We start from the raw sequence: 15566 nt of genomic DNA on the forward strand, positions 1-15566 counted from the left end.
TGAAAATATGAAATAACAATACTTACTAATAAAGCTAAAATGATGTAAAATATGGTTGTTGCTTGCAATTAAAACTATTTTAGTGAAAGATATAAATAACTATTTTAAAAAAGAAAACCTGTAACGTTAAAATTGTTACAGGTTTTATTTATTTTATACAATGTAGTTTATGTTAGCATTCCACCATCTACAGACAATGTTTGTCCGGTAATATAAGTACTCATATCAGAAGCTAAAAATACACATGCGTTTGCAATATCTATTGGTTGCCCTCCTCTTTTTAAAGGAATACCGTCTCGCCAAGATTGTACAGTTGCTTCATCTAATTTTGCAGTCATTTCTGTTTCTATAAATCCTGGTGCAATAACGTTACTTCTAATGTTTCTAGAACCCAATTCTAAGGCTACAGATTTAGAAAAACCTACAATACCAGCTTTAGAAGCAGCATAATTTGCTTGACCTGCATTACCTTTTAAACCAACAACAGAACTCATGTTTATTATAGAACCAGATCTTTGTTTCATCATTGGTCTTATGACAGCTTTTGTTAAATTAAAAACAGATTTTAAATTAACTTCAATTACTTTGTCAAAATCATCTTCAGAAATACGCATTAACAAGTTATCTTTTGTTATACCTGCGTTGTTTACTAAAATATCAATAGCACCAAATTCTTTATGAACTTCTTTTGCTAATTCTTGTGCCGCATCAAAATTTGCAGCATTTGATTGGTAACCTTTGGCAGATACGCCGAAAGATTTTAATTCTTCTTCTAAAGCATTTGCTGCATCAACAGAAGCACTATAAGTAAATGCTACATTTGCACCTTGCTTTGCAAATTCTACTGCAATACCTCTACCAATTCCTCTTGTAGCTCCTGTTATTATTGCTGATTTATTTTCTAATAATTTCATAATTTTCAATTTATCATTTTAAACTTATCGCTATCAAAGTTTCTCAACTATAAAAAAGAAATTCCCGTAAAAACGGGAATTTATATATTGATTAATTTTAAAACTAGTTTAAAACTTTTGCAACCATTTCTCCTATTTTAGCAGGCGAACTCACTACGTGAACTCCATTTTCAGCTAAAATTTTCATTTTTGCTTGTGCAGTATCATCAGCACCACCAACAATTGCACCTGCGTGCCCCATTGTTCTTCCTGCTGGTGCAGTTTGTCCTGCTATAAAACCAACAACTGGTTTTCTATTTCCATCAGCCTTAATCCATTGTGCAGCTTCTGCTTCTAAATTACCTCCAATTTCACCAATCATTACAATTGCTTCAGTTTCATCATCATTCATTAATAACTCAACAGCTTCTTTAGTAGTGGTTCCAATAATTGGGTCACCACCAATACCGATTGCTGTAGTTATACCAAAACCTTGTTTTACAACTTGGTCTGCAGCTTCATAAGTTAATGTACCAGATTTAGATACAATACCTACTTTACCTTTTTTAAAGATAAAACCTGGCATAATACCAACTTTAGCTTCATCTGGTGTAATTACACCCGGACAGTTAGGACCAACTAATGTACAGTCTTTATTGTCTATATAAGCTTTTACTTTTACCATGTCTGCTGTAGGAATTCCTTCTGTAATACAAATAATTACTTTAATTCCTGCATCAGCAGATTCCATAATTGCATCAGCAGCAAAAGCTGGTGGTACAAAAATAATAGAGGTATCAGCTCCTACTTTTTCTACAGATTCTACAACTGTGTTAAATACTGGTTTTCCTAAGTGTTCTTGACCTCCTTTACCTGGAGTTACACCTCCAACAACATTGGTTCCATAATCAATCATTTGACCAGCGTGAAAAGTACCTTCACTACCTGTAAAACCTTGAACAATAATTTTTGAATTTTTATTTACTAAAACACTCATTGGTTTGCTATTTAATTTTTGTTACGCAAAAATAACTTTTTGAAACTTTAAAAAAAAGAAAATTAAGAATTCTTTCTATCTTTTAAAAATCGTTTAATTTCTGCTAATTCTTTTAATTTTTCTCTTGATTCGGATATTGGTGTACCAAAATAACTTTTTCCGCCAGCTACAGATTTCGTAACCCCAGTTTGTCCTAGTATTACAGCACCTTTGCCTATTGTTATACCGCTATTTGTACCAACTTGCCCCCAAATAGTTACTTCATCTTCAATTACTACACAACCTGCAATACCTGTTTGTGATGCGATTAAACACTTTTTACCAATTACAGTATCGTGGCCAACATGTACTTGATTATCTATTTTTGTGCCCTCGCCTATTGTTGTATTACCTGTAACACCTTTGTCTATTGTACAAGAGGCTCCTAAATCTACATTGTCTTTTAAAATAACTTTTCCTCCAGAAATTAACTTATCATATCCTTCTGGTCTGTTCTTGTAATAAAATGCATCTGCACCTAAAACTGTATTTGCGTGAATAGTAACATTATTACCAATAACTGAATTATCATAAATAGTTACATTTGGGTGAATTACACAATTCTTACCAATTTTAACATTGTTTCCGATAAATACATTTGGTTGAATAACTGTATTTTCTCCTATTGTTGCGCTTTCAGAAATACTAACTTTAGAAGCTATAAATGGATTAAAATTTTTAGTTATTTTATTAAAATCTCTAAAAGGATCATCAGAAATTAGTAAAGATTTCCCTTCTGGACAAGCAACTTCTTTATTAATTAAAATAGTAGTTGCAGCAGAATTTAATGCTTTGTCGTAATACTTTGGATGATCAACAAAAACGATATCTCCTTGTTCTACAACATGAATTTCATTGATACCTAAGATTTTAAAGTTTTGATCTCCAACAAATTTTGCATCAATTAATGATGCAATTTGTTGGAGTGTTTGAGATTCTTTAAATTTCAAGGCTATTCTTTAATTCGTTCCTGGTAAGTTCCTTTTGTAGTTTCTACCTTAATTTTATCTCCTTCATTAATAAATAAAGGTACATTTACTATTGCACCACTTTCTACTGTTGCAGGTTTTGTTGCGTTTGTAGCAGTATTACCTTTAACACCAGGTTCTGTATGCGTAACTTCTAAAATAACACTTGCTGGCATATCTACAGATAATGGCATGTCATCTTCAGAATTAATAATAATTGTTACAATTTCACCTTCTTTCATTAAATCTGGACTATCTAAAGCAGATTTTTGAAGTTGAATTTGAGTGTAATCTTGCTCATTCATAAAATGATAAGTATCACCTTCATTATATAAGTACTGAAATTTGTGAGTTTCTACACGAACATCATCAATTTTTCTTCCTGCAGGAAAAGTATTATCTACAACCTTACCATTGGTTACACTTTTTAATTTTGTTCTTACAAAAGCAGGACCTTTACCTGGTTTTACGTGTAAAAATTCAACAATTTTGTAAATGTCGTTGTTATACTTTATACATAATCCGTTTCTAATATCTGATGTTGTTGCCATTATTTCGTTTTTATTTTATAATTTTTTTATTATTAATATCAATTGTAAACTTTTTAGTTAGAATTGAAGTATCCTTTCATGATTCCTCTATGAGAATCTTTTATAAATTGAATTATTTCATCTCTTTCTGGCGTTGCTTCCATTTCTGCCTCAATTATATCTATAGCCTGTGTATAATTATAATTTTTTTGAAATAAGATTCTATAAATATTCTGAATTTCTCTAATTTTTTCGGTAGTGTAACCTCTTCTTCTTAAACCAACTGAATTGATTCCTACATAAGATAAAGGCTCTCTAGCTGCTTTTACATAAGGCGGTACATCTTTTCTTACTAAAGAACCACCGGTTACAAATGCATGATTTCCTACGGATGCAAATTGATGTACAGCAACCATTCCTGCTAAAACTACGTTATCTCCAATAGTTACGTGACCTGCAAGTGTTGAATTATTAGAAAAGATACAGTTGTTACCCACAAAAGAATCATGAGCAATATGACAATATGCCATTATTAAACAGTTATCTCCAATTTTAGTTTTCATTCTATCGGATGTTCCTCTGTTAATCGTCACACATTCTCTAATTGTTACATTGTCTCCTATTTCTACGGTTGTTTCTTCATCATCGAATTTTAAATCCTGAGGAATTGCAGAAATTACAGCTCCTGGAAAAATTCTACAGTTTTTACCGATAATAGCACCTTCCATAATAGTTACGTTAGAACCAATCCATGTACCAGAACCAATTGTAACGTTATTATGTATTGTTGTAAATGGTTCTATTACTACATTTCTAGCAATTTTTGCCTGTGGATGTACGTATGCTAAAGGTTGATTCATATTACTTAATTTTAGAAATTTGTGCCATTAATTCTGCTTCTGCAACTAATTTTCCGTTTGCATAAGCATATGCTTGCATATGACAAATTCCTCTTCTTATAGGTGTAATTAATTCACATTTAAAAATCACAGTATCTCCTGGTAAAACTTTTTGTTTAAACTTCACCTTATCCATTTTCATAAAATACGTTAAGTAATTTTCTGGATCTGGTACAGTATTTAAAACTAAAACTCCACCACATTGCGCCATTGCTTCTACTTGTAAAACACCTGGCATTACTGGTGCTCCTGGAAAATGTCCAACAAAGAAATTTTCGTTCATTGTAACATTTTTCATACCAACAACATGCGTGTCTGTTAGTTCTAAAATTCTATCAATTAACAAAAATGGTGGTCTGTGAGGCAAAATATCCATTATTTGATGAATATCTAATAACGGTGGTAAGTTTAAATCAAAAGAAGGAACATTGTTTCTTTTTTCAGCTTTTATAATTTTAGCCAATTTTTTAGCAAATAAAGTATTAATTAAATGACCGGGTTTATTCGCGATAACTTTACCTTTAATTCTTGTACCAACTAAAGCTAAATCACCAATAACATCTAATAATTTATGTCTAGCTGCTTCATTTGCCCAGTGTAGTGTTAAATTATCTAAAATTCCGTTAGATTTAACAGCAATGTCTTCTTTATTAAATGCCTTTTTTAATTTTTGCATTGTACTTTCAGACAATTCTTTATCTACATATACAATTGCATTGTTAAGGTCGCCACCTTTAATTAAATCATTTTCAAGTAACATTTCAATTTCGTGTAAGAAACTAAAAGTTCTTGCATCTGCAATTTCTTCTTTAAAGTCTGCAATTTTATCTAAAGTAGCATTTTGAGTTCCTAGAATTTTAGTGCCAAAATCTACCATTGTAGTTACTTGGTACTCATCCGAAGGCATTAAAATAATTTCGCTTCCTGTAACTTCATCCTTGTAAGAAATAATTTCTTTTACAACATACTCTTCTATATCTACATCTTGTTCTTGTACACCTGCTTTTTCTAAAGCTTCTATAAAGAATTTTGATGAACCATCCATAATTGGCGGCTCAGAAGCATCAATCTCTATTAATAAGTTGTCTATATCTAAACCAACTGCAGCAGCTAAAACGTGTTCTGAAGTTTGTATTTGAACACCGTTTTTTTCTAAATTAGTTCCTCTTTGAGTGTTTACAACATATTCTGCTTTAGCAGCAATTATAGGTGCACCTTCTAAGTCTACTCTTTTAAAAGCAAAACCATGATTTGTTGGTGCAGGTTTCATTGTCATTGTAACCGTATTACCTGTGTGTAAACCTACACCAGATAAACTAATTTCTTTCTGTATTGTTTTTTGTTTCTTACTCATTATTTTTTTGTTTGAGTCTTCAATTCTTCTTCTAATTGATTGATGTTTGCTACTATTTTTGGTAAATTTTTAAAATGAACATAACTTTTATTATAATCATTAAACTTAAATGCTGGTGTTCCATTTACAAAAGCGTTGTCTTTTAAACTTTTGGTTACACCTGCTTGTGCTAACACTTTTACATTATTACCAATTTTAATATGACCTGCAACACCTACTTGTCCTCCAATCATACAAGATTCGCCTATTTTGGTAGAACCTGCAATACCTGTTTGCGAGGCAATTACTGTGTTTTTACCAATTTCTACGTTGTGTGCAATTTGTATTTGATTGTCTAATTTAACTCCTTTTCTAATAATTGTAGATCCTAAGGTTGCTCTATCTATTGTTGTAGCAGCACCAATATCTACGTTATCTTCAATAATTACGTTACCAATTTGAGGTATTGCATTGTATTCTCCATTTTCATCTGGAGCAAAACCAAAACCATCTGCAGCGATTATTGCTCCAGAATGAATTTTACAATTATTACCTATAATTGTATCTGAGTATATTTTAACTCCAGCAAATATTGTTGAATTATTTCCTATAACTGTATTGTCTCCAATATAAGTATTCGGATAAATTTTAACATTGTTACCAATTTTAACATTTTCACCAATGTATGCAAACGCTCCTATATATTCATGTTCTCCAATAGATGAAGATTCTGAAATAAAATGAGGTTGTTCTCTACCCGATTTATTATTTTTTACCTCGTTGTAAAACTCTAATAATTTAGAAAATGATTTATATGCATCATCTACCTTAATTAAGGTAGTGGTAATATCTTTTTCTGGAATAAAACTTTTATTAACTATTGCTATAGAAGCATTTGTAGTATATATATATGAATTATATTTAGGGTTTGATAAAAAAGTTAAAGAACCTTTTTCACCTTCTTCTATCTTAGATAATTTAGAAACTTCTTCATCAGGATTACCAACGATATCACCTTCTAATATATCTGCTATTTGTTGTGCTTTAAATTTCATCAAACGCAAAAATATAAAAATTATACCGTTTACTCTAATCTAAGGTTATTTTGGATAACAAATAAAGTGTTTTATTACCGGTAAAGTTAAAGCTTGTAGGTTTAATTGATCTGAAGCTTTTGCAATATCTTTAAGTTTTCCTTTTTTATTTAAAATATATATTGGTGTTTTTAAATTATAAGCTTGATTGCTTATTTCTTGATGAAAAACAAAATAATTTACTTCATCTAATTCAATGCCTAGTTTTTTAATGGCTTTTTCTTTTTTCTTTTGAATGTAAGACTCATTAAAAATTCCTTGTTGAATTTCCACTCTCAATAACTTTCTATCAACAATCATTTTAGCTAAAAGTGATAAAACTTTATCATCATGATTTACCCATTCTTTAATAGCAGATAATACATCATAATCATCTAATTTAGAAAACATTTCTAAGGTTTCTAAAGTGAAGTTTTCTGATGATATTGGATTGTATAAGAAGTATTTTAAAGAAGAACTAGCGTATAATTCTACTCCTTTTTCTGCCAATTCTTTGGCTCTTTTTAAAATATTAACCAAAATATTTTCGGCAACTAAACCTGTTTTATGTAAATAAACTTGCCAATACATTAATCTTCTGGCAATTAAGAATTTTTCTACAGAATAAATACCTTTATGCTCTATAACTAATTCATCATTTTTAACATTCATCATGGCAATTAACCTGTCGGATGAAATATTTCCTTCTGTAACACCAGTATAAAAACTGTCTCTTTTTAGGTAATCTAATCTATCAATATCTAATTGACTAGAAATTAATTGACATAAAAATTTACGTGAATTTTTACCTTCAAAAATTTCGATTGCTAAAGATAATTTTCCTTTAAATTCTTTATTTAATTTCTTCATAAACTTTAAAGAAATTTCTTCGTGGCTTATTTCGCTCACAATACTGTGCTCTAAAGCATGAGAAAAGGCTCCGTGACCAATATCGTGTAACAAAATTGCAATACAAAGCGCCGTTTCTTCATCCTTAGAAATTTCTACCTGTTTAAAGCGAAGAACTCTTATTGCTTTTTGCATTAAATGCATACAGCCAACAGCATGATGAAAACGTGTGTGATTTGCACCTGGATATACCAAGTTAGAAAATCCCATTTGTGTTATTCTTCTTAATCTCTGAAAATAAGGATGTTCTATTATATCAAAAATTAATGAATTAGGAATTTGTATAAATCCGTAAATAGGATCGTTTAATATTTTAAGTTTATTCGGTTTTTTTTTCTTCAAAAGGACTAAAATTATCTATCTAACAATGCAAAATACAATATTTCTGATGAGATAATTACGAAAAAAACCATAAATTTTATTGATGAAATTATTATTTGTCAAATTATTATAAAATTGGCAATATTTTATCATTAAACATGCATAATAAAAGTAACATTTACTTAAATTTATCGTTAAAGAATAAAACGAAATACATGAGCATACAAATTCTATGGGTAGATGATGAAATTGAGTTATTAAAACCACATATTTTATTTTTAGAGCGTAAAGAATATAGAGTTACAACTTGCACAAATGGTGCAGATGCTATTAATTTAGTTGAAGAAGAAAATTTTGACATCGTTTTTTTAGATGAAAATATGCCAGGTTTAACAGGCTTAGAAACTCTTGCCGAAATTAAACAGAAAAAAGCCAATTTACCTGTGGTTATGATTACCAAAAGTGAAGAGGAATATATCATGGAAGAGGCCATTGGGTCTAAAATTGCAGATTATTTAATTAAACCGGTAAATCCGAGTCAGATATTATTAAGTTTAAAGAAAAACTTAGATCATTCTAGATTAATTAGCGAAAAAACAACATCTAATTATCAGCAAGAGTTTAGAAAAATATCTATGGATTTAGCCATGGTGAATTCTTACGAAGACTGGATTGAATTGTATAAAAAATTAATTCATTGGGAATTAGAGTTAGAAAACATAAGCGATCCTGGAATGCTTGGTATTTTAGAAAGTCAGAAACAAGAAGCAAATTCACAGTTTTTTAAATTCATCAAAAAAAATTACGAAGATTTTTTAACAGGAAATGATAAGCCAACTTTTTCGCACACGTTGTTTAAAGATTATGTTGTGCCAGAACTTAGAAAAGAACAAAGTGTACTTTGGGTTGTGATTGATAATTTACGTTACGATCAATACAGAATTCTAGAGCCCTTAATTAACAATCATTATAAGAAAGACGAAGAATATACGTATTTTTCTATTTTACCTACAGCAACTCAATACGCTAGAAATGCGATTTTTTCTGGTTTAATGCCTTCAGAAATGGAGAAAAGGCATCCAGAATTTTGGAAAAACGATACTGATGAAGGTGGTATGAATTTATTTGAAAATGAATTTTTATCAGCTCAGATCAAACGTTTGAGTTTAAATATTAAACACGAATATTATAAAATTTCAACTTTAAAAAGTGGTAAAGAGTTAGCTGATAATTATAACGGTACAAAACAAAATGACTTAACTGCCGTGGTTTATAATTTTGTTGATATTTTATCGCATTCTAAAACAGAAATGGAAGTTATTAAAGAATTGGCTGGTGATGATAAAGCTTACAGGTCTCTAACCTTAAGTTGGTTTAAAAACTCTCCACTATTCGAAATTATACAAAAAGCACAAGCTTTAGGACAAAAATTAATAATTACAACAGATCATGGTACTATAAATTGTAAACATCCAACAAAGGTTGTGGGCGATAAAAATATAAGTTCTAACTTAAGGTACAAAACTGGTAGAAGTTTAACCTATGAAGATAAAGACGTGTATGCTGTAAGAAACCCAAAAGACATTTTTTTACCTACGGTTGCAATGAATGCTCCGTTTATTTTTGCAAAAGAAGATTTGTTTTTTGCTTATCCAAATAACTTTAATCACTTTGTAAAATATTTTAAAAATACATACCAACACGGTGGTGTTTCTTTAGAAGAAGTTATTATTCCTTGTGCGGTTTATAGCCCTAAGTAATATAAAATTAAATAATAGAATTAAAATAAACTGATAGACTTTAAAAACCTATCAGTTTTATTATTTTTGTGATATGAATAAAGATTATTCCTTAGATAATTTACCTGAAATTGCGACAGAATTAATAAAAGTTGCAGCTCATAAAACTTTATTGTTTTATGGTGAAATGGGTGCAGGAAAAACAACACTTATTAAACAAATTTGTAAAGTTTTATCTGTAGAAGACAATATCTCCTCTCCTACTTTTTCGTTGGTAAATGAATACCAAACTTCTTCCGGAGAGAAAGTTTTTCACTTTGATTTTTATAGAATTACAGATGAAGAAGAGGCGCTAGATATGGGTATTGAAGATTACTTATATAATAATACATGGTGTCTTATTGAATGGCCACAGAATGTCGAAAATTTATTACCTTTAGATGCTGTTGAAATTCATTTATCAATTTTAGAAAATGGGCAACGCAACATTCAACTAAAATAACCAACTATGAGTTCATTTTCTCCGTTTAGTAAAGAAGAATTAATTCCTCAAGAAGAAAAATTAGAAATTAAAAAACAAAAAGGAGAACTTTTTATAGGTTTGCCAAAAGAAGCTTATCTAAGTGAAAAAAGAGTTTGTTTAACTCCTGATGCAGTTGGAGCATTAACAGCAAACGGTCATCGAATTGTTATTGAAACGGGTGCTGGCGATGGAGCAAATTTTACAGATAAAGAGTATTCTGATGCTGGTGCTAAAATTTCTTACAACGTAGAAGAAGCTTTTAAATGCAATATTATTTTAAAAGTTGCACCGCCAACAGAAAATGAAATAGCTTACATTAATCCGCAAGCTATTTTAATTTCTTCACTTCAATTAAAAACGCAATCAAAAAAATATTTTGAATGCTTAGCAAAAAAGAAAATTACAGCTATTGCTTTCGATTATATAAAGGATGAGCATGATTCTTATCCTATTGTAAAATCGTTAAGCGAAATTGCTGGTACTGCTTCTATTTTAATTGCTGGCGAATTAATGAGCGGCGTTAATAAAGGTAACGGTTTATTATTTGGTAATATTGGTGGTGTACCGCCAACTAGTGTTGTTATTTTTGGTGCAGGAACTGTAGGTGAATACGCGGCAAGAACTGCTATTGGTTTAGGTGCAAGAGTTAAAGTATTTGATAACTCGATTAGTAAATTAAGAAAATTACAAGATTGTTTAAACTCTCCTATTTATACATCGACTTTACAACCAAAATCTGTTTCTAAGGCTTTAATGCGATGCGATGTTGCAATTGGTGCTATTCGAGGTAAAAGCAGATCGCCAATTTGTGCCACAGAAGATATGGTAGAAAAAATGAAAGAAGGTGCCGTTGTTGTAGATGTAAGTATCGATCGAGGTGGTTGTTTTGAAACTTCGAATGTTACAACGCATCAAACACCAACATTTGTAAGACATGGCGTTATACATTATTGTGTACCAAACATTCCTGCAAGATATGCAAGAACAGCATCTGTATCTATTAGTAATATCTTTACGCCTTATTTATTAAATATTGCAGAAGAAGGAGGTTTTGAAAATACAGCTAGGTTTGATAAAAGCTTAAGAAATGGTATGTATTTTTACCACGGAATTTTAACAAACAAAACAGTTGCAGATTGGTTCGATTTACCTTTTAGAGATATTAATCTTTTAATAATGTAACGTTTTTATTGATGTTTTATTCTATTAAAATAAAGTACTTCAATTTGAATAAATACATACAAAAAAACTAAATTTGCATTTCTAAAATTTTACCATGTTAGCAAAAAGAATTTTTTATTATTTAGTTGGATTAACTTTAGGTTCTATTGGTGTATATTTTTTCTGGCAAAAGAAAAATGCTAGTTTCGATTATGGTATGGATGCCAGAACATTAAAAACAATCAGAATAAAAAAGCGTCTTTTTTCTGATGAAGCTAAAAATGCGATGCTAAAATTTGATATTGACACACTTAAAATATCTACAATTTTAGAAAATGGTGACGTAGATTTTGGTAAAGGAAAACCCAGACAAAAACCATGTGCAGAATATTTTGTTACTGGTAAAAAAGAGTTAGAGAAAGTAAGTTTATTAGTAAAAAGATGTGATTCTACTTCAACTATACAAAAGGTTATAGTTAATTAAATTTATTTTTTATATTTATCATACAAGCCTATTCCGTTTAGAATTAATGGTTTTATTTTATCTAATCTATTTTGTTTAGTTGTTTCCTTTTTTGCTGATAAAATATATTCACAAAACTCTCTTTTCTTTGCTATATTAAAACTATTAAATTTTTCGGCTAGTATTTTATCGCATGATAATGCAGAAGACAATATGGTTGGTACTGCTAAAGGTTTTGTATTTCTTTTTGGCTTAATCTCTTTACCAGCTTCTGAATTTGCAATTGCTTCTAAAAAATAAGTTTTAATGATTTCTGGTTGAATTTCATTTGAATTATAAAACCTCATTTGGCGCATTGCTTTTGTTTTATCTTCTTGTGCATTTATAAGTAAATTAGCTTCATCTTTTAAAAATACGCCATTATGAAACCAAATTCCGCAATAGTTTTTAAAAGCAGCAAAACCTAAAATATTTTTACCCTTATAAATATAGGCCGGAATTCCCCACTTTATATCTTCATCCAAAGGAAGTTTTAAAAGAATTGCTCTTATAGTTTCTAATTCTTTTTTCCAGTTTGATTTACCATTTATATAAGAAGTAACATTTGCACGCATTATTTAACATTTAAGTTATAATGTTCTTCAATTTTATCTACATTTTTTATAGTTTTCTTTACCCAATCGAAATAGATAATATTTTTCTCTTCTTCACTCAATTTCCAATCTAAATTAGAATTTCTAAGTTTTGTAGTTACATCTTGTAAAATAATTGCCGCAGCTACAGATATATTTAGACTTTCTGTAAAACCAACCATAGGTATTTTTAAAAAACCATCAGCAGTATCCATAACATAATCAGAAACACCTTCTGCCTCTACTCCGAAAACAAATGCAGATTTTTTTGTAATGTCAAAATCATGCAATAGACAAGAATCGTTGTGTGGAGTTGTAGCAATAATTTGATAACCTTGTTCTTTTAAACCGTTTAAACAAGTTTTTGTGTTATCGCCATCGTTTCTATATCTATATTGATTTAACCATTTTTGAGAACCTTTAGCAACATGTCTAGAAACACTATTATTATATTTATTCTCTATGGTATGAACATCTTGAATTCCAAAAATATCACAAGTTCTTACAACTGCACTTGCATTGTGAGGTTGATAAATATCTTCTAAAACAACAGTAAAATGGCGAGTTCTTTCTTCAAGAATTTTTTTAAATAGTAATTTTCTTTTTTCTGTTAAAAAAGTTTCGAAATATTGTAATAATTTATCATCAATCATAATTACAAACTTAAAATTATTATTTTTAGGTTTCAATAACTATTACTAAAAATAATAAAAATCTATACTATTGAAAAATTTGGTTGTATTAACTGGTGCAGGCATTTCTGCAGAAAGTGGCATTAAAACATTTAGAGATGCTGATGGTTTATGGGAAGGTCATAACATAATGGAAGTTGCTTCACTTAAAGGATTTAATGAAAACCCTGAATTAGTTTTAGAATTTTACAACAAAAGAAGAAAGCAATTATTAGAAGTTTTACCGAATAAAGCACACTTTAATTTAGTTGAATTAGAACAATATTTTAATGTAAATATTGTAACACAAAACGTAGATGATTTACATGAAAGAGCTGGTAGTTCTGATGTTTTACATCTTCATGGCGAATTGTTAAAAGTAAGAAGCACTTTAAACGAAAATGATGTTATTGAATGGAAAAAAGATTTAAATCTGGGCGATTTATGTTCTAAAAAAAGCCAGTTAAGGCCTCATATTGTTTGGTTCGGAGAAATGGTACCAATGTTAGAAACTGCAATTAAAATTGTAGAAAAAGCAGATGTTTTAGTAATTATTGGTACTTCTATGCAAGTTTATCCTGCGGCTAGTTTGATAGATTTTGTAAAATCAAATACGCCAATATATTTTATAGATCCTAAACCTTCTGTATCAAACAAAAACGTTAAAAAATTAGAAATTATTGAAGATGTTGCAAGTTCTGGAACCGATAAATTATTAAAACTATTAAAAGAAATTAGATAATTTCTGGAACACTAGCTTTATAAATTTCTACATGTTTAGATGTTTCAATTTTATAATCTGTATTTGCATTTATCAAAATACATTCTCCTTTCTCTAAATTTAGGCTAAAAGAATTATCTTTTATTGTAGCACTTCCTTCTAAAGCGATTAAAATTTCTATTGAATTAGAAGTTTTATGATAAGTAATAGAATCATCCAAAGAAATTTTACTTAATTCGAAATCAATTGCCTTTGTTTTAAATACTGTTTCACCGTTTTGAGCATTGAAATTTCCTTTTAATATTTCTGGAATGGTTTCTTCAAATTTTGTATTTTTAATAAGTTCATCAACATCGATATGTTTAGATGTTAAACCTGCTCTTAAAACATTGTCTGAATTCGCCATTAATTCAATGTTTTTTCCTTCTAAATATGCATGTGGTACACCTGCATCTTGAAAAACAGCTTCACCTTTAGAAACATTTAAAATATTGAAAAAGTAAATAGAAAAAATACCCTTATCAATATCTTTATTAGTTTTACCGTAAATTGATTTAGCAGCCCAATAAGCAGGAGATGCTTTATCTAATTCATTATTTACATATTTTGGTAGAATTCTATCAACTAAAGGTTGTAAAATATTATTTACTTCGCTTTGAGAGTAATTCATTACTAATTTATACAAACCAGCAAAACCTTTATCTAAGAAAATTTCCTTTAAAAAGTTTAATTCTTTAGTTTGCTCTAAATTTTTTATAAGTTTATTTCTTTCTAAAAATCCGTGTAATAACCAAAAATCACTAAGCGCTACCATTATTTCTGGTTTATGATTTTTGTCTTTATAATTTCTATTTTTAGCGGTTAATGGTATTCCTTTACTTTCTTCTAAATTAAAACCATTAATGGCTGCTTCTATTGAAGGGTGAACTTGAATAGAAAGCATATTGTTAACATCTAAGACTTTAAAAAGAAATGGTAATTTTCCGAATTTAGAGGATACATCTTTACCTAAACTAACAGTTAAATTTTCCGCTATAAATTTATTCAGTAAGATATTTTCATTTTCTGTGATAACTTCTGATGGAGCTTTTATATGAGCGCCCATCCAATATTCTGCATAAGTAGTATTTTCTTTGATATTTTCTGAAACTAAATTAGGAATGTAACTAGTACCACCCCAATCATAATTTTGAACTTTACCTTTTAATTTGAAAATTTTTCTCATTTTTAATATCGAATATTTACTGTTATTCGTAGTTTACAACTTGTTGTAAATCATATAGTTTTCTAAACAAAACTCTTTGATCAGTTTCTTTTTTCAGAAAATCTTTTATATTTAATTTTGAAATTTTTTTAAAGATTTTTTGCTTTAAAAAAGAAATATTTTTTGAATATAAAATTAAACCTAATTCTTCATTATTAGATAAAAATCTAGCACCAGCTTTTATAGCAAGCATTTCTTTTTTTTGCTTTTTTAAATCTAATATAGAAATATCACAATCAGATTGTTCTTTAAACTTATAAAGCAAATCTAATATATTTTGCACATTTCCGTTCTTAACAAGGCAAATTTTTACTTTTTTATTAAAACAAGGTTTTTTTAAAACCTCTTTATCAATTTTTGATGTTTCATCAAAAACGATAACTAAACCATTTCTCATAATTAATTAAATTTTAATTTTTTATGAGAAAGT

Annotated in this window: 17 protein-coding genes; 5 read left to right on the forward strand and 12 right to left on the reverse strand. The window is 29.1% G+C overall.

The features are described from left to right. Positions 1-167 precede the first annotated feature (167 nt). From fabG to B5464_RS13815, 8 genes are all read right to left on the reverse strand, one after another. On the reverse strand, positions 168-914 hold the full coding sequence (gene fabG / locus B5464_RS13780; protein WP_079738854.1) for a 3-oxoacyl-[acyl-carrier-protein] reductase: 747 nt from the start codon (positions 912-914) through the stop codon (positions 168-170). Positions 915-1017: 103 nt separating this feature from the next. Beyond that, positions 1018-1890: a succinate--CoA ligase subunit alpha gene (sucD, locus tag B5464_RS13785; protein ID WP_077809312.1), complete on the reverse strand. Its 873-nt coding sequence runs from the start codon at positions 1888-1890 to the stop codon at positions 1018-1020. A gap of 62 nt (positions 1891-1952) precedes the next feature. Next, on the reverse strand, positions 1953-2879 hold the full coding sequence (locus B5464_RS13790; RefSeq protein WP_079738855.1) for a UDP-3-O-(3-hydroxymyristoyl)glucosamine N-acyltransferase: 927 nt from the start codon (positions 2877-2879) through the stop codon (positions 1953-1955). A gap of 2 nt (positions 2880-2881) precedes the next feature. Continuing rightward, entirely contained in the window at positions 2882-3448 is a 567-nt protein-coding gene (gene efp / locus B5464_RS13795) for an elongation factor P (protein WP_079738856.1), read from the reverse strand. Positions 3449-3501: 53 nt separating this feature from the next. Continuing rightward, on the reverse strand, positions 3502-4287 hold the full coding sequence (gene lpxA / locus B5464_RS13800) for an acyl-ACP--UDP-N-acetylglucosamine O-acyltransferase (protein WP_077809315.1): 786 nt from the start codon (positions 4285-4287) through the stop codon (positions 3502-3504). Between the two features lies 1 nt (position 4288). Beyond that, positions 4289-5680, reverse strand: coding sequence for a bifunctional UDP-3-O-[3-hydroxymyristoyl] N-acetylglucosamine deacetylase/3-hydroxyacyl-ACP dehydratase (locus tag B5464_RS13805; protein ID WP_079738857.1), 1392 nt, complete (start codon positions 5678-5680; stop codon positions 4289-4291). Next, complete coding sequence (gene lpxD / locus B5464_RS13810) at positions 5680-6714, reverse strand: UDP-3-O-(3-hydroxymyristoyl)glucosamine N-acyltransferase (RefSeq protein WP_079738858.1); 1035 nt, start codon at positions 6712-6714, stop codon at positions 5680-5682. Before lpxD ends, B5464_RS13805 begins: the two co-directional genes overlap by 1 nt. 45 nt (positions 6715-6759) lie before the next feature. After that, a complete protein-coding gene (locus B5464_RS13815; protein WP_172830889.1) occupies positions 6760-7983 on the reverse strand; it encodes an HD domain-containing protein in 1224 nt (407 codons plus the stop codon). Between the two features lie 194 nt (positions 7984-8177). On the opposite strand from B5464_RS13815, the gene B5464_RS13820 reads away from it, so the two are divergent. From B5464_RS13820 to B5464_RS13835, 4 genes are all read left to right on the forward strand, one after another. Further along, positions 8178-9722, forward strand: coding sequence for a bifunctional response regulator/alkaline phosphatase family protein (locus tag B5464_RS13820; protein WP_079738860.1), 1545 nt, complete (start codon positions 8178-8180; stop codon positions 9720-9722). A gap of 73 nt (positions 9723-9795) precedes the next feature. Next, complete coding sequence (gene tsaE / locus B5464_RS13825; RefSeq protein WP_077809320.1) at positions 9796-10203, forward strand: tRNA (adenosine(37)-N6)-threonylcarbamoyltransferase complex ATPase subunit type 1 TsaE; 408 nt, start codon at positions 9796-9798, stop codon at positions 10201-10203. A 6-nt stretch (positions 10204-10209) separates the two neighbouring features. Next, on the forward strand, positions 10210-11406 hold the full coding sequence (locus B5464_RS13830) for an alanine dehydrogenase (RefSeq protein WP_077809321.1): 1197 nt from the start codon (positions 10210-10212) through the stop codon (positions 11404-11406). Positions 11407-11500: 94 nt separating this feature from the next. Then, positions 11501-11869, forward strand: a complete 369-nt coding sequence (locus B5464_RS13835) for a DUF4258 domain-containing protein (RefSeq protein WP_077809322.1) — start codon at positions 11501-11503, stop codon at positions 11867-11869. Between the two features lie 2 nt (positions 11870-11871). On the opposite strand, the gene B5464_RS13840 is transcribed toward B5464_RS13835, so the two are convergent. Together B5464_RS13840 and B5464_RS13845 are read right to left on the reverse strand one after the other, a co-directional pair. Continuing rightward, positions 11872-12462 carry a YdeI family protein gene (locus tag B5464_RS13840; RefSeq protein WP_079738861.1) on the reverse strand — a complete coding sequence of 197 codons (591 nt, stop codon included), beginning with the start codon at positions 12460-12462 and terminating at the stop codon, positions 11872-11874. Further along, positions 12462-13133 (reverse strand): RNA methyltransferase, encoded by a 672-nt coding sequence (locus B5464_RS13845; protein ID WP_079738862.1) that lies wholly within the window; start codon positions 13131-13133, stop codon positions 12462-12464. The genes B5464_RS13840 and B5464_RS13845 overlap by 1 nt, the downstream gene beginning before the upstream one ends. 70 nt (positions 13134-13203) lie before the next feature. On the opposite strand from B5464_RS13845, the gene B5464_RS13850 reads away from it, so the two are divergent. Beyond that, positions 13204-13893, forward strand: a complete 690-nt coding sequence (locus tag B5464_RS13850) for an NAD-dependent deacylase (protein ID WP_079738863.1) — start codon at positions 13204-13206, stop codon at positions 13891-13893. Here B5464_RS13850 and manA read toward each other — a convergent pair. Continuing rightward, positions 13886-15097, reverse strand: a complete 1212-nt coding sequence (manA, locus tag B5464_RS13855) for a mannose-6-phosphate isomerase, class I (RefSeq protein WP_079738864.1) — start codon at positions 15095-15097, stop codon at positions 13886-13888. The genes B5464_RS13850 and manA overlap by 8 nt on opposite strands. Positions 15098-15119: 22 nt before the next feature. Further along, positions 15120-15533 carry a hypothetical protein gene (locus B5464_RS13860; protein WP_079738865.1) on the reverse strand — a complete coding sequence of 138 codons (414 nt, stop codon included), beginning with the start codon at positions 15531-15533 and terminating at the stop codon, positions 15120-15122. Positions 15534-15566 lie beyond the last annotated feature (33 nt).

Source organism: Polaribacter sp. KT 15, assembly GCF_900143115.1.
GTDB classification, from domain to species: Bacteria; Bacteroidota; Bacteroidia; order Flavobacteriales; family Flavobacteriaceae; genus Polaribacter; species Polaribacter marinaquae.